Source organism: Nonomuraea sp. NPDC002799 (assembly GCF_053592075.1).
On the sequence record NZ_JBSFVA010000054.1, the window covers coordinates 35,187 to 54,285 of the forward strand.

General features: G+C 63.9%; 19 protein-coding genes. 2 read left to right on the forward strand and 17 right to left on the reverse strand.

Annotated elements, in window-relative coordinates:
• Positions 1–226: 226 nt before the first annotated feature.
• From ACWD0F_RS47675 to ACWD0F_RS47730, 12 genes are all read right to left on the reverse strand, one after another.
• Complete coding sequence (locus ACWD0F_RS47675) at positions 227–1,645, reverse strand: tyrosine-type recombinase/integrase (protein WP_449889124.1); 1,419 nt, start codon at positions 1,643–1,645, stop codon at positions 227–229.
• The gene (locus ACWD0F_RS47680) at positions 1,645–1,842 is read right to left on the reverse strand and encodes a helix-turn-helix transcriptional regulator (RefSeq protein ID WP_449889125.1); all 198 of its coding nucleotides are present in this window, start codon (positions 1,840–1,842) and stop codon (positions 1,645–1,647) included. The genes ACWD0F_RS47675 and ACWD0F_RS47680 overlap by 1 nt, the downstream gene beginning before the upstream one ends.
• 172 nt (positions 1,843–2,014) lie before the next feature.
• Positions 2,015–3,193: a DUF3631 domain-containing protein gene (locus ACWD0F_RS47685; protein WP_449889127.1), complete on the reverse strand. Its 1,179-nt coding sequence runs from the start codon at positions 3,191–3,193 to the stop codon at positions 2,015–2,017.
• A gap of 23 nt (positions 3,194–3,216) precedes the next feature.
• Positions 3,217–4,143 (reverse strand): bifunctional DNA primase/polymerase, encoded by a 927-nt coding sequence (locus tag ACWD0F_RS47690; RefSeq protein ID WP_449889129.1) that lies wholly within the window; start codon positions 4,141–4,143, stop codon positions 3,217–3,219.
• 290 nt (positions 4,144–4,433) lie between these two features.
• The gene (locus ACWD0F_RS47695) at positions 4,434–4,880 is read right to left on the reverse strand and encodes a single-stranded DNA-binding protein (protein WP_449889131.1); all 447 of its coding nucleotides are present in this window, start codon (positions 4,878–4,880) and stop codon (positions 4,434–4,436) included.
• Positions 4,881–4,906: 26 nt separating this feature from the next.
• The gene (locus ACWD0F_RS47700) at positions 4,907–5,125 is read right to left on the reverse strand and encodes a hypothetical protein (protein ID WP_449889133.1); all 219 of its coding nucleotides are present in this window, start codon (positions 5,123–5,125) and stop codon (positions 4,907–4,909) included.
• A 138-nt stretch (positions 5,126–5,263) separates the two neighbouring features.
• Positions 5,264–7,528, reverse strand: coding sequence for a cell division protein FtsK (locus ACWD0F_RS47705; RefSeq protein WP_449889135.1), 2,265 nt, complete (start codon positions 7,526–7,528; stop codon positions 5,264–5,266).
• Complete coding sequence (locus ACWD0F_RS47710; RefSeq protein WP_449889137.1) at positions 7,525–7,929, reverse strand: hypothetical protein; 405 nt, start codon at positions 7,927–7,929, stop codon at positions 7,525–7,527. The genes ACWD0F_RS47705 and ACWD0F_RS47710 overlap by 4 nt, the downstream gene beginning before the upstream one ends.
• Positions 7,929–8,882, reverse strand: a complete 954-nt coding sequence (locus ACWD0F_RS47715; protein ID WP_449889139.1) for a DUF2637 domain-containing protein — start codon at positions 8,880–8,882, stop codon at positions 7,929–7,931. Before ACWD0F_RS47715 ends, ACWD0F_RS47710 begins: the two co-directional genes overlap by 1 nt.
• Before the next feature lie 50 nt (positions 8,883–8,932).
• Entirely contained in the window at positions 8,933–9,316 is a 384-nt protein-coding gene (locus tag ACWD0F_RS47720) for an RRQRL motif-containing zinc-binding protein (RefSeq protein WP_449889141.1), read from the reverse strand.
• Positions 9,316–9,645, reverse strand: coding sequence for a WhiB family transcriptional regulator (locus tag ACWD0F_RS47725; RefSeq protein WP_449889142.1), 330 nt, complete (start codon positions 9,643–9,645; stop codon positions 9,316–9,318). The genes ACWD0F_RS47720 and ACWD0F_RS47725 overlap by 1 nt, the downstream gene beginning before the upstream one ends.
• Before the next feature lie 22 nt (positions 9,646–9,667).
• Complete coding sequence (locus ACWD0F_RS47730; RefSeq protein WP_189138686.1) at positions 9,668–9,835, reverse strand: hypothetical protein; 168 nt, start codon at positions 9,833–9,835, stop codon at positions 9,668–9,670.
• 446 nt (positions 9,836–10,281) lie between these two features.
• Here ACWD0F_RS47730 and ACWD0F_RS47735 point away from each other — a divergent pair, with 446 nt between their 5' ends.
• A complete protein-coding gene (locus ACWD0F_RS47735) occupies positions 10,282–11,529 on the forward strand; it encodes a hypothetical protein (RefSeq protein ID WP_449889145.1) in 1,248 nt (415 codons plus the stop codon).
• Here the strand turns inward: ACWD0F_RS47735 and ACWD0F_RS47740 are convergent.
• From ACWD0F_RS47740 to ACWD0F_RS47755, 4 genes are all read right to left on the reverse strand, one after another.
• On the reverse strand, positions 11,526–12,677 hold the full coding sequence (locus ACWD0F_RS47740) for a DUF3800 domain-containing protein (RefSeq protein ID WP_449889147.1): 1,152 nt from the start codon (positions 12,675–12,677) through the stop codon (positions 11,526–11,528). The genes ACWD0F_RS47735 and ACWD0F_RS47740 overlap by 4 nt on opposite strands.
• Positions 12,678–12,810: 133 nt before the next feature.
• Positions 12,811–13,719, reverse strand: coding sequence for a phosphotransferase family protein (locus ACWD0F_RS47745; RefSeq protein ID WP_449889149.1), 909 nt, complete (start codon positions 13,717–13,719; stop codon positions 12,811–12,813).
• Entirely contained in the window at positions 13,719–14,408 is a 690-nt protein-coding gene (locus ACWD0F_RS47750; protein ID WP_449889150.1) for a GntR family transcriptional regulator, read from the reverse strand. Before ACWD0F_RS47750 ends, ACWD0F_RS47745 begins: the two co-directional genes overlap by 1 nt.
• Before the next feature lie 498 nt (positions 14,409–14,906).
• Positions 14,907–15,176: a hypothetical protein gene (locus ACWD0F_RS47755; protein WP_449889152.1), complete on the reverse strand. Its 270-nt coding sequence runs from the start codon at positions 15,174–15,176 to the stop codon at positions 14,907–14,909.
• A 138-nt stretch (positions 15,177–15,314) separates the two neighbouring features.
• Between ACWD0F_RS47755 and ACWD0F_RS47760 the strand changes: the two genes are divergently transcribed.
• Positions 15,315–15,770 (forward strand): GntR family transcriptional regulator, encoded by a 456-nt coding sequence (locus tag ACWD0F_RS47760; protein WP_449889153.1) that lies wholly within the window; start codon positions 15,315–15,317, stop codon positions 15,768–15,770.
• A gap of 13 nt (positions 15,771–15,783) precedes the next feature.
• Here ACWD0F_RS47760 and ACWD0F_RS47765 read toward each other — a convergent pair whose 3' ends face one another.
• A complete protein-coding gene (locus ACWD0F_RS47765) occupies positions 15,784–18,201 on the reverse strand; it encodes a hypothetical protein (RefSeq protein ID WP_449889155.1) in 2,418 nt (805 codons plus the stop codon).
• Positions 18,202–19,099 lie beyond the last annotated feature (898 nt).

Here is a 19,099-nt window from a genome sequence, read left to right on the forward strand (position 1 = left end):
CCACACTCTCGCCAGGATGGATGGTCACTGGTGCGTACGAAGATTGTCATGTGTTGCAGTTTGGGTTGCATTCCGCGCCGTACCACCCGGTTCCAGGATGTCCTGCCATCCGTGTTGGTCCTCGCTGAACGCCCAGAGACAATCAAGCCCCGAGCTGCTAATGCGGTTGGGTCATTCGCGTCGAGGTGTGCGCACACGGTTGCCCACGCTTCCGTGTGTGGACCGGTCATGGCTCGTCGTCCTTAAGCGCCTCGGCAATGCGTCGCTTGGCGGCCTCGTCCTGGCCGACGATGCACTTAGCGTAGATCCTGAGCAGGACTTCGACGCTGTGGCCTGCCCACTCGGCTACTTGGGTGGCGGGGACGCCTGCGTTGAGCCAGGTGGAGACGCAGGCGTGGCGGAGATCGTAGACGCGCTTGGCCAGCGGCGAGCGTGTCTCTCGCGGCGTCAGGGCGTTCTCGCGGGCTCTACGCCAGGCTCGGCAGTAGGTGATGCTCGGCAGTTCTCCTCCTCGCACGCCGGTGAAGAGCCGTCCTTCGGGGCCGGTGTCGAACTCGGCGAGATGGGCGCGGAGGAGCTTGGAAAGGGCGGGCGGACACGGGATCGTCCGTGTCTGGCCTTTGGCGCGGTGCTTGAGCGCGCGTTCCTCGCGCAGACTGCCGTCGTCGGTCCATTCCCGGCCAGCGAACGGCGCGGCGTTGGCAAGATGTAGTTCTCCCCAATCGTCGGCGGGTTCTTCCGTCTCACCGGTCTCCCCGTTTCTGATGAGATCGGGGATGAGCACGTTGTCCCCTCTGAGGTTGACGGCTTCCTCGGGGCGTAGAGCGGTGTAGTACATCACCGCGAAGAACGCCACCAGTCGCTGCCCGCTCGGCTGCTGCTTTCCGACCTCGGCGAGCAGGTGGCGCGCCTGTGCGTGGTTGATCACGCTGCGCTTGTCCACCTCGTACGTGACCTTGGGCGGCTTCCATTTCAGCGACTTGATCGGGTTGGTGGTGAGGAGTTCCAGCTCTATGGCGTAGTCCAGGGCGTTCTGCAGGATGGTCTTGTTCCTGCGGATCGTGCTTGTGGCGGCGGGCGTGCCATCCAACCGGGTGTTGGCGACGTCGAGAACGGCGCGCAGCGTGGCGGGCTCTGTGAGTGCGGAAACGGACAAGGTGTTTTTGGCGAGCCAGGCAAGTACCTGAGCGGTCTCCTCGGAAGCCTCGGCACGCTGTTTGGTGTTGAACGCCCATCGGCGCATGGCGGTGCGGAGCGCGAGGTCACTGGGCTTGCCTTTGTTGCTGGTGAGCATGGCTGGTGTGGCGGCGGTGAGCGCGCGGGCTATGTCTTGCCGGTATTTCGCCGAGGCCGCCTTCCACTTGAAATCGGCGAACTTGCAGGCGAACTCGTACCAGGTCATTTCCGGTTGCTGAGTACGCCCCCACCTCGCGGGCTCGCCCGTGATTAGGTCGAACGCTTCGCCTTCGCGGGCGGCGGTGACGAGGCTGCTGCGGTAGGCGTCTGCCTGGGCGCTTTTCTGGAAGGTCTTCTTCCATTCCTTTCCGGCGGTGGACCAGCGGACGCGGTAGGACGTGACCTTGCCTGATGTGTTCTTGCGGATCTCGGTCTTGTAGAAGCGCACGTCGTAGGTGGTGTTCTTCATCAGGCGGCGTCCTCTCGGGAGTTGAGCCAGTTGTCGAGGTCGGCGAGGCGGATGCGGAGTGAGCCGTTCGGCAAGGTGACGCAGCGCGGGGCACGGCCCTTCTGTCGCCAGTCATAGAAGGTGGACCGGGAAATCTGGAGTTCGGCGCAGACCTCCGGGACGGTGAGCATCGCGCGGAGGCGGGTGATGGTGGCCATGAGGCGCGTTCCTTCCGGCATGTGATTCGGTGCTGGGTGATGCCTCGGCGGTTGTGCTTGGCGGCCGGTCGCTGAGGGTTCTCGCGGCTGGTTGTGGAGGGGGAGCCGTCCCAGCCGTCCCAGGGTTATTTCCGCAGGTCAAGCCTGGGACGGCTTGTTTTGGTGGGACGGGTCATGCCGTCCCGGCGATGGGAGCCGTCCCGCTTTGACCTGCGGTGATGAGGCTGGGACGGCTGGGACGGGCCTCCCTGTCGATCGGCACCACATCGGCCTCTGGGATGGGTCCGAGGGTCGGGCAGTAGCGCGCCCAGGAGTCGGCGAAGTCGGCGCGCTGGTAGCCCTTGGCCTGCATGCCGTTGGGGAAGCGGATGTTGGCTGAGCGGATGTCGTACTCGCGCAGCATGGTGCCGAGCTTCATTGCGGTCAGTCCGGCCGGGCCGTGGTCGGCCCATTCGCTCTCGGGGTCGCTTTTGAGCCGCTCCAGCAGGACGGCGGTGGGTAGGGCGGTGTCGGGGCCGAACGCGGTGCGGCAGGCAGCGAGCAGGCGTACTCGAGCCGAGGTCTGGCCGTTGTCGTCGGCTTCGGCGGTGAGCGTCAATGTGGCGGCGCGGGCGCGATCCGGCCAGGTCTCCCCCGCGTGATCGGCAACGATGACGAGCGGTTCCCAGGTGTCGGCGGCGCGGTCTTCTACCGGCATGCTGGGTTCTGCCTCTTCCAAAGTGGACAGGTCAGCGCGGAGCCACAGGTTCAAGTCGGCCGCGAGGTCACGTAGCGCGGGCCGGTCTCGGCGGTGGCGGTAGGGGGCGGCGTTCTCGCCGGGGGCGCGGCGGCGCATGCGGATGACGACGGCGCGGTCTTCGATGGTGTCGGGCATGGCTCCGATGCCGGCGAGTGCGGCCATGGAGAAGGTCGGGATGCTTTCGACGCGGTTGGTGGCGGCGTCGTAGCGCTTGGCCGGGCGGTTGCGCTGGTGTCCGGCGTTGAGCAGGCCGCGGAGGTCTTCGTTGCCGTCGGCTTTGGGGCCGAAGATGGTGTCGGCCTCGTCCACGAGCATGGTCGGTGGGTCTTCGGTGATGGAGCGGTAGACGGCGGCGCTGGAGGAGTTGACGGTGATGAACGGTTCGTGGCAGGTGGCCTCCACCACGTCCAGGAGTCGGGACTTGCCGCAACGTTTCTCCGGGCCTCGGATGACCAGGCGGGGCGCGTGTGCCCATGCGGGCTGTGCGTGGGTGGCGGCGATCCACAGGGTGACGGCGTCGGCGGTCTCGGGGCTGGGCAGGATGACGTAGCGGGTAAGCGCGGCGCGTAGTCGATCGAGCAGGGCGGCGCCGTTCGGTGTGCGGTCGTTCATGGCTGGTGCTCCTTGGGTGGTGTTCATGCGGCCTTGCAACGGCGTGGCTGGGCTTTCATGCCTGCGGCCAGGCCCGCGGCGATGACGGCGGCGATCTCGCGTGGCGGGTTCGGGTCGCCTTCGGCGTTGGCGTTCTCGGCGGCGGATTGGAGGGCGGTGGTGACCACCGCGGCGGGCAGCACGCCGCGTGTGACGAGTTGGCCGAGGTTGAAGGCGGCGGTGTTGAGCGTGCGGTTGCGGGTGCCGCGCTGGGCAGTGGCCACGCGTTCGATCTCGCCGCGTAGCGCGGCCTCGCCGTACCGGTTCAGGCGGTGGCTGGGCAGGCTGGCCAGCAGATCGGCGGCGCTTACCGAGGGCGGTGCGGCAGGTGCGAGTGCGTTGGCGAGCCAGGCCGGGAGCGGTGCGAGTGGTAGGTCGCGGGTGATCTCGTACGGGCCGGTGCCGTCCGGCTGGGTGACGTGGCTGCCAGGGCCGACGATGTAGCCGCCGCAGGCTCGGGTGTCGATCAGCCAGCCGAGCCCGCCCTTGTGGCCTGCGCTGTTGCGTAGCCGTAGGCCCTCGGGTGCGGTGAAGTAGAGATGGGTGCCGCCGCGCCGTGTGCAGACGGTGAAAGTGTCGTCGGGGTACGGCTGGTCATGCTCGGCGCACAGCAGGCGGAAGACATGCTCTCCGTTCTGCGGGTGATGCTGGGCGAGGCCGGCGGGCGGGCGCTCGCCGGGCTTGGGCTGGTCGAGGTCAATCACGACCAGGCGAGACGGGCCGCAGGCGATGCCGACGTTGTACGGCTGGCGTGGCCAGAAGGCGGCGATGCGGTCGGTGTCGGTGGTGGCGTGGCGCTCCCAGTCGGTGAAGCCGCGCAACGGCTTCTTGCCGCGCGGGGTGAGCGGGAAGACACACCAGCCACGGGCTGCGGCCTCGAGAGCGGCGCGGGTCAGGTCAGGCCACCCCATTGGACGCCTCCTTAGCCCCAAGGAGCCGGAGGTGGTAGCCCTCGGCAGGCACGTGCGTGAGTGCGTCCAATGGGGTGGCAGTGTGCGCGTCGAGCGTGAACCGGCCCCGGCCGAGGTGGTTGAGGTCTTCCAGGTGCGGGCGTGGTGCGGTCGTCCGGGTGTGGCGGTGGGAACGGGTGCTGGTGGGTGCCATGCTGGCAGTGCCTTTCTCGTGATCGGGGTGGGTGGCCTCGGCGGTTGTGCTTGGCGGCTGGTCGCCGAGGCCGTATCCCGGTGTTGCGTCGACGGGGCTAGAACGGCGGCTTGTCGCCCGTTGGGGCGGTGGTGGCCCACGTGTCGGGCGGGCTGCTGTTGTGGCTGGTAGGGGCCTTGCGGGCCGCTCTGGTGGGCTTGGCGGTGGCGAAGCGCAGGGACGGGCCGATCTCGTCCACGGTCATCTCGAAGACGGTGCGGTGTTCGCCCTCGCTGGCCTCGTAGGTGCGCATCCGGAGCTGTCCGGAGGCGATGACGCGGGTGCCTCGGGTGAGGGACTCGCAGATGTGCTCGCCGAGGTCGCGCCAAGCCGAGCAGCGCATGAACAGGGGCTCGCCGTCTTCCCACTGCTCAAGCTGCTTGTTGTAGGCGCGCGGGCTTGAGGCGATGGTGAAGGTGGCGACGGCCGTACCGGTCTGGGTGAAGCGGAGTTCAGGGTCGTTGGTCAGGTTGCCGATGATCGTGATAGTGGTCTCGCCGGACATGGCGGGCTTCCTTCCGTGGGACTGGGTTAGTGGGTGCCGTCGCGGTACAGGCGGCGGGCGTAGACGTAGAGCTGCCAGCCGAGGCGGGGCCGCATGCCGGTGCCGTTGCAGGCGCGGCAGGTGCGGTTCTTGCCGCCGGGGCGGCATCGGATGCAGCGGCCCCAGGGCCATGCCAGGCAGACGATGATGTAACTGAGAGTGATTGACGGTAGGCAGACTGCTAGAAGCGTGAGGAACGTGGCCATGTGGGCCTCCAGGGCCGTTTCCGGAGTTTCCGCAGGTCGGGTCTAGGTGCTAGATCGCAGGTGGAGTGCCATTTCAGGCTCTAGGCGGGCCTCTAGACCTAGAAGGGTCTGCCTCTAGGTCTAGAGGCGATCGCGGCCCTAGGAAGCGGCGCTGGAACCTCTGCCGCGATCACGGTGTGTAATGGCACTGGTGATGTCGTCTCGGGCTACGCCGATGCGGTTCGCGCCCTTGCCGCCGCTCTCGGGCGTGCCCCATACCTGCATGGTTTTGATGCCGTACGGCTTGAGCGCGGTCGTGAGCTGGGCCGTCTTCGCGCCGCCCTCCAGGCGCGCCCACGGGCCGTAGATGTCGGGCCGCAACTCGGCGAGGCGATCCACGATCGCCTCGTTCCACACCTTGGCCTCGGCCGGCGGGACCACGGCCAGTATGTCGGTGAGCAGGTCGAAGGTGGGCGTGTGCTGCTCGGGCGTCTCGCCGAGGGCGTGCCCGCTCAGTGCGCCCGTGCTGGCACGTAGCGCGTGGGCACGGTCGGCGATGCGTTGCGTGGCGGGCGTGTCCAGGTAGGCGGTACGCACGACCTTGGGCATCGGGGTTGCACCGAGCAGGTAGCCGATACCGGCGTCCACCTTGGGTTGGAAGACGGTGGCGCGGACGCCGTTCTTGTAGGCGGACGTACCGAGGATCATGTCGTTTTCGAGCTGGCCGGCGACGCGAAGGCAGAACCGGATGGTGACGTTCGCGCTGATGCCGGTGGGCAGGCTGTCCTTGTCCGGGCGCTGGGTGGCCAGCACCAGGATCACGCCGAGGGCGCGGCCGAGCTTGATGATGAACTCGGCGTCATCGCCCGCCTTGTCGCCGTACTCGGCGTGGGCGAACAGGTTCTGGCATTCGTCGAAGATGGCGACCAGCGGATGCAGTCCCAGTGAGCGTTTGTCGGCGATCTGCCGGGTGACCTTCTTGTCCGGGCACAGGTCCGGCGGCAGGGCCTTGAGGGCGGCGGCGCGGCGCATCACCTCTTTGCGGAGCAGTGCCAGAGAGTCGGCGGCGTAGCCGATGGCCTCGTCCTCGATGCCGGACACGTAGCGATGGCAGTTCTGCTCGTGCGGGTCGAGGTCGCCGGTGCCTTTGAGTTCGTGGATCCACAGTTCGGCGCTCGGGTCGAGGGCCGCGCCAGAGGCCAGCACCCGCACCGAGGCGGTCTTGCCCTGGCCAGGCTGTGAGCCGATCAGGATGTTCTGCTCAACGAGCGGAACGACGATGGCACGGCCTCGCGGGTCGCAGCCGAACGGGATGCCCTTGAAGACGTCGTGCGAGCTGGCCTTGAGCAGTGGGGACTTGATGACGGTCTTGGACAGGTCCTTGTCCCCCACCCACAGGATCAGCCGTCCCTCGTGAATGGTCGAGTCGCCCTCGGGCCAGATGCAGCCTAGCGGGCGGCGGAGCGCCGAGGCCATGCGGTCGCGCTTGTCCATCACGTCGGCCACCGTCACGCCGTACGGCAGGTCGATGTCCGCTCGCCAGCCGGGGCCGTCGCGGGTGATCGGGGCGACGAACCGGATGGCGTCCTTGGGGTTCTTGGCGATGGCCTGGTTGATGCCGGCGATGCCGAGCACGGTCAGGGAGCGGACGACGATATCGCTGGTCAGCTTCTCCACCGTGGACGGCACGACCGCGCGGTTGATCAGCGGCCGGTCGGCGGGCTTGCCGAGGATGCCGAGCGTGGCAATGGCGATCGCGAGCGCCATCCACTGCACGGGGTCCGTCTGATCGGCCACGATGACGCCCGCGATCAGCAGCGTGACCAGGGCAGCGATGGAGACCAGGGCGCGTAGCCGTACGCGGGAATCACGCTGCCTGCTGAGCTTCAGGTACGCCTCCGGGTCGGCCTTCTGGACCGCGGCCAGTCGTACCGGCTCACCCTCCAGATCGAAGGTCCATTTGATGACGCCGCCCACCAAGCGCAGGAATCCGCGCGGGGCGCGTGCGGCCAGCCGTCCGCCGTACAGCGGTACGCGGGCGGCCTGGTATCCGGCCACGTGCAGGTAGTGAACACCGATCCACTTGAGGCTCTCGATGGCCTCGGCGCGGGAGCGCAGCCACAGCGGGACGATCGGCTGTCGGCTGCGCGCCTTCGCCTCCAGCGCGGTCCGCCAGTCCGCTGCGGTCGGACCGGGCTGGTCGACGCGGACGACCGCGCCTTCCAGGACCGGTCCGTCCGCGTCCGCGGGGCTGTCCTCGGTGTCCGGCTCGGACCGGTCGGCGGGAGTCTGTGGCTGACGTCCCGCGCGGGCGGCGTCCAGGTGGACGATGTCGGCGTCCCTGCCGTTCTCCTGGTCAGGAGCGGCGGGCCGGTCCTGGTCCTTGTCGTCCTCGTGGTTGGGATTGTCCTGCTGGTGGGTCATGATGTGTGCACCTCGTTTGACTTGCTGGTCGCGGGGTCCTGGGGCGCGGTCGTTGTCTTGGCGGATGAGGCCGCGCCCCATGTAGCGGTCAGGGACGATGCGCGGTCGGACCGCTGCTCGTCCGGTCGGTCTGCGGGCTCTTCGGTGGCGGTCGGAGTGTGCGGTCCGCCCGCTTCGGTGATGCCGAGTTCGGCGCGCCACGTGGCGGCGAGCAGCTCGGTACGGTCTTCCGGGAACGGGCGCTGAGCCAGTAGTTCGGCCAGCAGCATGGCGGTGATGGCTTGGTTGCGGTCGAAGGTTCGTCCGGGGTAGCCGGTGACGCTCCAGCGGCGGCCGCGAGGTTCAGCCACGTTCGGGCAGTCGTCCGAGGTCATGTGTGTGTCGGTGATGCTCAGGGTCATCAGGCGGCCTCGTCTTCGCGTACGGGCGTCGTCTGTTTCGCGGAGCTCTCGGTCTTCAGGCGCGACAGGAGCGCCCCGGCCCGGTCGGTCGAGATGCTTTGTCCTTCGCGGCGAATGGCGTCTCGGAGGCGGTCACGGGTCAGGGGCTCGCCTTGTGCCTTGAGATCAGCGGCAACGCGTCGTCCGAGGGGGACGAGGTCACCCACGTTCGGCGTCGGCGGCAGGGACTTCTTGGCACGGGTGCGGTTGGAGGCAGAGCGCTTGCGCGGCGCGGGCGGCAGGGCCGGGGGAACGTTCTCCGGATCGACACGTACGGCTTCTGCCTTGATCGGAATGGTCTTGGGTGTCAGCTCGCCGAGGTAGTACAGGGCTCGCTCGCGGCGGGGGGCCTTCCAGCGCCAGAGTAGGCCGTACCGGTCCTGCAGCTCTGTCTTGGCCAGGATGCGTTCGCGCTCGCGGCCGAGGGCCTGGGGGTAGCTGCATATCTCCCAGAGCACCATGCGGCGCCAGAGCGCGACGGTCGCCATCGGCGCGAGCAGCCAGCGTGAGCGCCGGATCCCGTCCATGTGATCGGGCTTGGCCAGGTCGGCGCGCTTGCGGATGACGTGGGCACCGACCTCGATGGCGATGACCCACAACAGCGGGAGCAGTGCGTGGGCGACGACCGCGAACCAGTCGGTACGACCGGGTGCGCTGAGGTAGGCGGCCACGTTGAGGTAGACCGTCGCCCCGGTCAGCGCCCACGGAATGAACCGGAGCCAGCTCACTCGCATGCCGAGGCGGGCCAGCACGATATCGAGTGCCGAGAACACGGCGATGCCCAGGTCAATGCCGAGCGGGACCGTCCAGGCGAACCAGCCGAACGAGGGGCCGGCAGCGTGTGCGACGCGCTCGAAGCTGTTGATGAACCCGATCAGGCCGAGCGCGCCGGTAACGGCGGCGGTGACGGCCACGGCTGTCCGCTCGCCCTCGGTGAGGGGGCGGGGTGCGGCGGTGCAGGCGTTCATGCGGCTACCTCTTCCGCGCAGCCGAGGCAGGTGCCGAAGTGGCGGGGAAGCACGTACCCGACGTCCGTCAGGCACTCCGGGCAGGTACGTCGTGCGGCGTTCGCCTTCGACAAGGCGACGCGCTGGCTGAGGGTCGCGGTGCGCTTGGGCAGGGCGAACCGGACGTCGTACAGGTAGGCGGCGCGGACGCCGGGTGCACCGTAGCGGCGGGAGCACCACAGCACTTGGGCCTGAACTCCCTGGCCGCCAGGACGCAGTCCTTCGGCGGTGAGCTGGCGAAGGGTGCGCAGATGCGGCGGGGCCATCTTCCACGGGTAGGTGGGGATGCTGTAGCGGTCGCCGGTCGGGTCCCAGAAGCGGGCGCGGATGCGGCTTGGCATCAGGCCACCTCCAGGTCTTCCAGCTCGGCGGCGTGCTCGGTTACCTCGGCGGGCGTCCGGCCCGCCCAGATGCCCGAGGTCGGGCGGGTCTCCAGCGTGTAGAGCTCGCAGAACAGCAGGGCCGGGCAGGTGGCGCAGACCTCGCGGGCGACGGACTCGCGGGCAGCGCGCTCCTCGGTGCTCTCGATCGTGAGCCGCGGGCCGGTGTGCAGCTCGGGGTCGTAGGTGCATTCAGGAAGCGGCGTTTCGCCGTCCACGCGCCAGGTCGCTTCGACTTCGGCGAGCGACATGCGCGTCGGGTGGATCGGGCGGTTGGTGTTGTGTGCCACTGGTGGGTCTCTCTTCCTGCGGTTAGTTGCTGACGGTCTGGACGAACCGCGCGAACGACTCGGACGCGCTCATGACCAGGTGCGCCGCCGCCTTGACGATGGTTGCCGCGCCCTCGGGGTCCTTCAGGGCGTAGAGGGCGGCGCAGATCATGAGGACGGTGGGGAGCACCTTTCGCGGACGGACAAGCATGTTGAGCCCTTCGGTTCGAGAACCTGCAAGCAGGTTCTAAGAGACATAGAACATGTACAGTCACTGAGAGTCAAGCCCTAGGCACCGACTGTCTTGGGTTCCTGCGGGTCTCGCCTCGCTCGTTCCTGCTGACTCAAGCCTTCCTCACGGCGCGCTCCGCCAACACCGTGCTCGCCCCCGGGACTGAATGCACAGGGGGTGTTTTTTGGGGGTGATCGGGCCCTCGGCCAGGCGAAACACCCAGACCAAATTTGTCGACTTCGAGCCGCGGAAGCCTTGTCCGCGCCATGATTGCCGAGGCCGGATGTGCGGAGGTGAACGTGTCCCGAACACCCAATTTGGCGCTGGCACAAGCTATGCGGCGCGCGGATTGCTCCAATTCGGGACTTGCCTCGCGAGTGCGACAAATTGCCGACGAAGACGGCATAAGCCTGAGTTGTACACACGTGGACGTCAAACGCTGGCTTGATGGCGTGCAGCCACGACCGGCCACGGCACGATTCATCGCCGAGGCCCTCAGCCGGAAGGCTGGCGTGACGTTCTCGCTGGACGATGTCGGCCTGGCCGGCGTTGTCACCCCGGAGACGCTTGAGGCCACGCTCGCCCATGGTGGCGGGGTCTCCGAGGTCGGAAGTCTGCTGCTGGGTCTTACCCGACGAGACCTAGCTGACGATCCTGTTGCCCTGCAATCCGTCGTCGTACCGGACGCTTGGGGAGAGTCCCTTATCGCGTGGTTGTTGTCGCGTCCTGAGCCTCTCCAGGGCAGAGAGAATGCTCGGCCATCTGTCGGCGAGTGGGACGTGCACGCAGTCCGTGCGACCACCGAGATTTTCGCCAATATGGGTTTCCAGTTCGGCGGAGGGCACGCCCGAACTGCTCTTATCCAGTATTACAACCGCGAAGTCGTACCAATGCTCGATGGCAAGTTCAGCGAGCCCGTAGGGCGCTCGCTGTACACGGCGGCTGCGGAGATCACCGAACTGGTCGCCTGGACGGCATATGACCTCGGACGGCATGGCCTCGCTCAGCGCTACTTCCTCCAGGGGTTGCGCCTCGCGCAGGCTTCGGGCGACCGCATGATGGGCGGCCTGCTGCTCGCCGACATGAGCCATCAAGCGAACTACCTCGGCCGGTACAACCAGGCCATCCAGCTCGCCCGCGCCGCCCAGGAAGGCTGCAAGGACGTAGCCACCGCCACACCCATGGCGTTGTTCTACGCGATGGAGGCGCGAGCCCACGCAGGCAACGGTGACGAGGCTCAGTGCGCCCGCGCGCTGCTCCAGGCGGAGAAGTTCTTCAACAAGCGCAGCGTGGATGACGATCCGCCGTGGTCGCGATACTTCGACGCGGCGGAGCTGGCCAGCGAGGGGGCGCACTGTTACCGCGACCTCAGGATCCCGTCGCGGGCCATGGAGTTCGTTGGCCAGGCGGTCGATCTCTGCGACCCGATGTACGTGCGGACGCTCGCCTTTGACCGCCTGGTGCAGGCGGCGAGCTACGGCCACATGGGACAGCCGGCGAGGGCCGCCATGGTCGCGCTTGAAGCCATCAACCTGGCCGGGCCACTCAAGTCTCAGCGCTACCTGCGATACATCAGAGACCTCAGAACCGATCTCGTGGGCTACGAGTGCGAGGCTTCGGTTCAGGCGTTCAACGACCTGGTTGCCGAGAAGTACCCGTCACTCGGCGTCTAGCTGCTCAGCGGTCCAGCGGTGGCGAAACGGCTCGGTTCGTCATGTGAAAGCATGCCGTTGTCGGTAATCAGCGGAATCACCACAGGCCATAACTCCTCGCCAGCGGGAGATGCGACTCCTGTGTGCCGACGTGCGACTGCCTGGCCGGCACCAGCAATCAAATCGGCGAGTTGAATCGAGGGGTGGTCTTGTGAGACCCCCCGTACGACCGACCTTACAGTACGAGTGGCGGGTACCTGAACGAAGCGCCCGAGGGGACCCATTTCCCAAGAGGCTACTTTGCGCGCTCTATCCATTACGTCGTCAGTGAAGACCCGTTGCTCATCCGTCAGTACGCTCACGCCGCCAATCTCGGCAGACCATCTACCAATGAGACTGGTTAGACAGGGGATAAGCGGCTCCATCGTCGGTACCCAATCACTACCACGGAGTGCACGCAAGTGGTTCTCTGCTTCCCTGCGGGTGCCCCGCAGGTGATTGAGAATTCCCGTTACTTGTCGGCGGTACGAGCGTGCCCATGCACGCTCAATCTCGTCGAACAATTCATCGACAGTAACTTGCAAACCGTCCCGGTTGCGCATGGATGCAAAGTTTACGATGGTAGAAACCAGACGGTTGAACCCGTCGAGTCCCAACGCACGGGCGCCTTCATTGAACAGCGTACGAGCAAGGTCCCGTGCAATACCACCGGCATGCAAGTTGATGCCTCGCGCGTAAGCATGTTCTTCGAGTAATAAATCGATAATCTTACCTGTAGCAAAGTAATGTTTGTCGACTATGTAAATCTTCGCCCGGTCTGCCAGCGGGCCATTCGGCTTCAAGAGGTCTTTGAGTACTTTCACTCGGTCGTTGCTTCGCCGGCCCGCGAAATGGCCAAACTTCAATTCAGGGGGTTGCGCTAAACTTGCGCTGTGGCGTAGATGCTCTACAATCGCCGCCGCCGCAGCATCATCGATTGCTACCGAACCGATTACAAGGTACCGATCTGTGCGGCCATATAGTTGCTCCCCATCCCAACCGGATTCATCGGTCGCAACCCACCTTCCCCATAGCTCACCGTCTTGGGTAGCGGCGGTTCTGTTATTGCGCTCGAATCCGAGGCCATATAAGCGCGACGTCTCGGCCCCAGCATTTGCACTCTCGTGCATGATAGCAGCTCCTCATATCGATGAACGGTGGCGCGGCCACCAGATCCGCTGGTGGCTTCTACGATAATGCCGTCCAGTGCAGTCTTCCTCCAGCGGCAACTTGCTCTGCGGACGTGGGGGATGGGTCGATGCCTTAGAAAGCTCGCCACCGTCGCGGCGCGTTCGGGTTCTGGAGGCAGAAGAGACGGTTGCGGAACTCGCGTGCGATGGCCTCGTCTTCGCTGACGTTCTGCATCAGCCACGTCGTCATCTTCAACTCGTTGATGTCCCTGAGCACGGGATAGCCCTCCCACGTCAGGACATCGAATCCGTACCGCTCGGCGAACTGATCGTATTCAGCGCGGGTGCCCCAACCCAAGCTGTGTTCGATGGCGGTGACGGCGAGATCCGTCTCGGGAGGGCCGAATGCGAAACGCTCAAGGTCGATCAGCACCATGGTGCCGTCGGTGGCCTTGATGAGGTTGTCGGAGTGAGCGTCGCCGTGGACAGCACAGGCAGCGAGGGGAAAGCGCAGGGCCTCGTACGCCGTCCGCAACTCGCGCTCTCTTCTCAATAGGAACTGACGCTCCTCGTCCGAGAGGACATCGGTCGAGGAGATGCGCTCTGCCACGCGCCCAAGGATGTCGATCTCCGGAAGGGCCAGATCTGCAGGAACGGACAAGTGGTGAAGAACGCGCAAGACCTCAGCTAGGTCAATCAGAGTCGCGGGACCATCGCCGTTCTCGATGAAGTGCCAAAAAGTGACGGGCCTGTCTCTGGCGATGAGAGGTTGCGCGTGGTGAGTCGTCCGCACCGTCGGCAGCCCCGCGTCGTGGAGCCAGGCCGACACGGCTACCTCCTTGCGGGCGTCCTCAAGAACATCCAGGCTTCGGGCGATTCGCACAACGACGCCTTCGGCGGCCAGAACGAACAGAGCGTTCTCCCCGAGGCGGATCAACCGCGCGTCGTCGCTCGCTAGGCCGGCGACCCTGCAGGCGTCACGAAGGGTCGCATGTGCTTCCTGAGAGGTGAAGGGGACTGCGGCTGACTTGAACACGGTCACTAGGAGCCCTTTGGTTGCGTCTTGACCACGCGGCCTCTTCCGGCGCGCTTCTCGACTATCCCCTCTGCTTCTAGCAGCGCGAACGCTCGCCTGACAGTGATACGACCAACGCCTCGCTCTTGGGCCAGTGCATTCTCTCCAGGGAGCACGGCACCTATGGCGAACTGACCACTGGCTATGTCCTGTCGTAGGGCGGCGGCGACGTCGTCAGCCCGCGTACGCGCATGATCGGGCCCTCCGACGAACCATCCCTTCCCGTGGACGGAGGCGATCATCTGTTCAGAGGCCAGCAACTGGAATGCCTGTCGGACGGTTCCCTTCGAGACGCCATACTCCTCCGCGACCGCTGCTTCACCCGGTAGCTGTTGGCCGGCCGCGAGCTCACTGCTCTCGATGCGCTTGCGCATCGCCTCAGCGATCGTTTCGTACTGGGTCGAGGCCGCACGGCGTCCGCCTGGTGGCTCTTCTCCCACGACCCGACGTCCGCGGCCTGCCTCGCTGGCCACCAGCCCGGTACGCTCCAGTTCGGCGACGGCCTGGCGTACGGTTCCTCGTGCCACGCCGTACGTGCGGGCAAGGATCGCCTCGGAGGGCAGCATGCCACCGGCGGGGGGATCTCCTTCGCGAATGCGGCGTCGGATGTCCTCAGCTATCCGAACGTAGGTGGGGCCATCCTTCGCCTTGCTCATCGCGCTCCCTCGCCGAGGCACATCGTCTCTAGGGTAGGGCGGACAGACCAGGACCTGCGAAGTATCGCGGCTCCACGCCTCTTTTGGAGTCTTCCCCTCGATCGAGCCATGGACGCGACGTGGCACCAGGTTGGCCTACAAGTCTCATGAAGTCTCTGAGCGCGGACCAGGAGGAGCTACGACGCTCGTGGGCCGTTAGGCCTTCGGGTTCTGGCCAGCCTCGTGTCACCGCGCCACCCGGCTACGAAGTCAGCATCGTCCAGGTCTCTACATTTATGAGTCCTCTCGAACTCCGTGGTGAGCATCACCCAAAGCTCACGCGCGCGCTTGTAGCGTCCCCTACCGGCCTCCTCGTAGCCCTCGGGATACGCAGCACGGAGAACGAAGAACTGCCCACCCTGGCTCGCCCACTCATACACTCCGCAGCACGATGTCTCAGTGACCCGAATGTAGTGCCCCGGAGGACGCAGGTAGGGTTCCCAGCACAGTACGGGCACGTCAGGAGCCGACACGACCGCTCGGCCCTTCTGCGGCGTACTCCTGCAGGTAGCGGAAGACGTTGCGACGGCACCGCTGCCATGCGCAGGCGAAGGCGAGCTCTAGAAGCGTGTCGGCTTCGAGCTGCGGCTTGACGCCATAGGCGATCTCGTCGGCGGTCAGTTTGGGGAGCGGCCTCGCCCGCCAGACGCCGAGCTGGTCGCGCCACACGTAGAAGCGCCTGAACGCGCCGCGCAGGTCGTGAGGCGAGACACCGAATACGGAAGTCATGCGGTATCGATCTCCCCGTGTTGCATTGGACAGGCAGGTCAGTCGAAAACCCTTGCTGACTGATGTTTGCCCACGTTAACGCTAGGGGCTCATGGCCACAAGGCTCATGGCAACATAGCCGCGTGACACTTGTGTGCTGTGATCGACTACAGCTCCGGGGCGCCGGTGTATCGCCAGGTCGCCAACGCGATCCGCGACGACATCACCGCTGGCCGCTACCGACCAGGAGCGTGGTTGCCCTCCGAGGCTCAACTGGCGCAGATGTACGAAGTGGGCCGCGACACCGTTCGCGAGGCCCTGGCCTACCTGCGGGCAGAGGGAAGGATCACCACGGTTCGCAAGCGGGGATCAATGGTGGCCACTGAGCCGACCCGAGAGCCGTACCGCATCCCATCCGGTGCTCATGTCATTGCACGCATGCCGACGCCAGACGAGCGGCGAGATCTCGCAACCCCAGGGGAATTGCGGGAGTTCGGTGGGATGCCCGAGGGAGTACCCGTCTTGGAGGTCATCCCGGGAGCGCGTAAGCATCGAAGAGTGCTACGTGGTGACCACGTGGAACTTATTGTCGATGAGTCACTCGGGAACGATTGATGACCGCACCCGATTAGCTTGTGCGCTTGGCACGTGCGCGTTCAGCCTTTTCGCGCGCGTTGTCAATATCCCTCTGTAGATCCGAAGAGACGATATCCCACCTGAATGGTGTATCCACACCGAGGTCTTCTAGGAATGTCCACTGATGGTCTAGGTATGCGCGGAAAATCTCTGCCCTGTCGAGTCGATCAAATATTGTATTCACATCCAAGATGTCGCGACTATAGCGAACATCTACTATCGGAGTGTCCACAATCATGGCGTCAACATAGACGAACTTCCGCGCTAGGCTGCTATATGTATAGCTTCCAGCCGTCGTAATGCGAAATGGGCCATCCCTTGAGTCGTCGGTGATAGGCTGGAGCAATCTTTTACCCATGGCACGTTCCAGTTGGGCTCCAGTCTGCTCTTGCGAGAATCCCAGTCCTTGAGTGAAGCCGAATATCTCCTCTACGGGCACGAATCCATCCTGCCCGGCCATTTCGCCGAGCCGTTGTACGTGGCCAAGCATATTGCCCAATAGAAAATGCTCTCGTCCATCATTTTCGCTGATGTCGTACAGATTGCAGATGCTAGAGGTTCTGGGCTCGAAGTACTCTTGATCGCCAAAAATAATAGCCCTGATAAACTCGTGCATTGGAACATTGTAGAGGTCGCCTCTTTGGGCAACTTCCAAGACGCGCTGTGTAGAGACGTAGCCACTTCCTATAAATGTGTACAGGAAGTTCAGAGCGAGGCGGAGGTTTGAGCCGCTCAAATTGTCAATGAGCTCCTTAAGTTCTTCGTTCCGGCTGAAAGCTTCCAACAGTACATCCATGTAAGTTCGCAGATCGTTTGCATCAATAGCCATACCTACCGGAAAGGCGCCGACTATCCCAGCTGTCTCCACTTGACGGCGTGCGAATAGGAGTCTCCTGGCAATAACCTGATCGGTACGCGCTGGAGAGATAGTGAACACGCGAGGCTGGTAGGCTGCCAAAGATCCACTGGTGCGCGACTCATGAAAGGTCGAAGGACGAAGAGATATGAAGACAGTTCCAGGCCATGTTTCCGCGAGTGATTGACCGATAAGGAAAACTCTCTCTTGGAAGTCCTTCGGGCGCTGGTCGATATTGTCTAGAATGAACAACGGTGATCGGCCAGCCGTGCCCTTTATATGGTCAAGGGAGCGGCGCAGGTGAGTTGAGGCGCTTTGTAGATGCTCTTCCAGCATGGAGAGTTCGCGGCGTCGATATTCAGATGGGGAATCTTCCTCCAGATATCCGTAGATTTCCTGTTTGAATCTGTTGATCTCGCCATTGTACACAGCCCTAACGAAGTTGCCGGCCCTAATATTTATCTGATAGGTGTCCCGCAATTGATCGCCGATCTTGCGCGCGACAAAGCTTTCCAAATCAGAAGCTAGAGCGGGCTCTTTGCCGAAGTTAACGTACAGAATAAGCGAGTCCTTCAGGATATCTCCGGCATCTATATTGATCAGGTGTCGAAGGAACATGGTCTTACCGACACCGACATCCCCGAGTAGTATTATAGGTCTTCTGCTGAGCGCCCTGTTTGTGATGTCAGAAGTTAAGGTGGCATTTATTCCTTTTTTAGTGTGTGTCGGCGCAACATGTCCGGAGTGCTCTCGTTGGAGTGGGGAATAGCGTGCCCGCAGAATCTCCTTGCTTACCAAGGCGTATTGCGATAGAGCGCCGCTAGTGCAGTAACATTCCCGCAGGAAATCTTGCTCGACTGCCTCTTCATCTTCTAGATCTTGAATGAATAGACTGCCTAGGATATTCAAATCGGTCTCGAGTTGAGTCCGAGGACGGAATCCAGGATAGCCACGAATTCTGTTGGAAAGTTTATCGGGGGAGAGGGCTCGTGGAGTCTTACCCAACAGGGCTCTCTGTAGATTACGAGTAGTTATGCCTTCTTTGGATAGATGGCTCCACAGAGTGGGGAAGTCTTCGTGCATCTCTTCGAGCGACGAGAAGAGCAGCGCCCGTCCCTCAAGTGGTGGGACGCCATCTTGTCTAGAGGCGAAGAAGGCAATAAGTTGGTGACCATTGCTAAGGACTGCTATGGGTACACCACGCTTCTGGCAATACCCAAGAACCTGTTGAATGGCTGATCTTGTAACAGGATCTGCACGGAGCGAGGAAAGGTGCACCTGACGTCCGGCGACCCCCGGAGGAAGATTGAAATGGATTCCTTCTTTCTTTGCCTCGACTATCAAACTCGTGGCAGGCGTTCCCATCGCATAATCAACGTACTCGCCGTCATGATGCTCCTCGCCACGAATATCCTCTGGTTTCCAAGCCAGACAACCGATCAATAGCCGATCAATCACTTGAATCCTAGTAGTGGCCTCGTTCAATCCTGTGGGAGAAGAGTGCTCCTTAAGGATCTCTTCGAGTTGTGAACGGCCATACACGTATGGATCCACGTATTTCCTTCCGTGGGCCGCAGGGGAGGCGCCTTCCAGTCACTACTCTTCACTACATATAGCGGGAGGAGAGGCCATCACGTTACGGTCATGCTGTATGGGTGGTTTCAGACGAGCGTTATTCGGCTCGCGCATGTGATCAGGCAGCATGTGATTAAGGATCAAGAGGCCGTTGTGGCGGAGGGACGGTCGGTTTCAGTGCTCGTCTGGGACGGCGGCGCGGGAGCCGAAACTCTGACCGGTCGGAGTCGTCTCATGCAGGATGGCCCTGAACGCCTCGCTGAGAGCCGAGTCCGAGGGGCGGGGAATTCCCAGCGCTCAGCAGCTTAAGTGAGGACCGTCCGATCGGCTCAGGCTTTGAGAGCATCGCCCAATGTTCGCCCAACCATTAGATCGTAAGGCCGATGCTCGCCTGTTAGTCCAGCTCAGAGGCACTTTTGCTTTGCCGTGCCGCTTCGTCTTCTAATCCGACGGTCGCAGGTTCGAATCCTGCAGGGCGCGCTTAGGTCTGACCAGCCGAAACGGCCCGATTACGGTGCGCTGCCAGATGCCTCGTGACAGGGGAACTGACAGGGGAGAGGTCCCGAGAGCGCCTCTGGCGGCTCCTAAGCCTCAGTTCTTACCGCCCTCAGTGGGCCACTTTTCGCGCGCCGAGACGTACGTCCCGCGCTGAGGGAGCGTGAACACCCTGTGGGGCTCATAAATAGGATGCGGTGTCTGACCTGCCGGTTCTCGGGTGGTGTCAGCCGGTCACCTGATCAGCTGGCGATCCGGTACTCGTTGATGAGGCCGCCGAGGATGGCTCTGCCGTGGACTTGATGGTTGGCCAGGTCGATGGGGGTTGGCGGTTCGGTTTCGGCTTGCGATGGGGCCAACTGCCTGATGCCGCGGTGAGGTC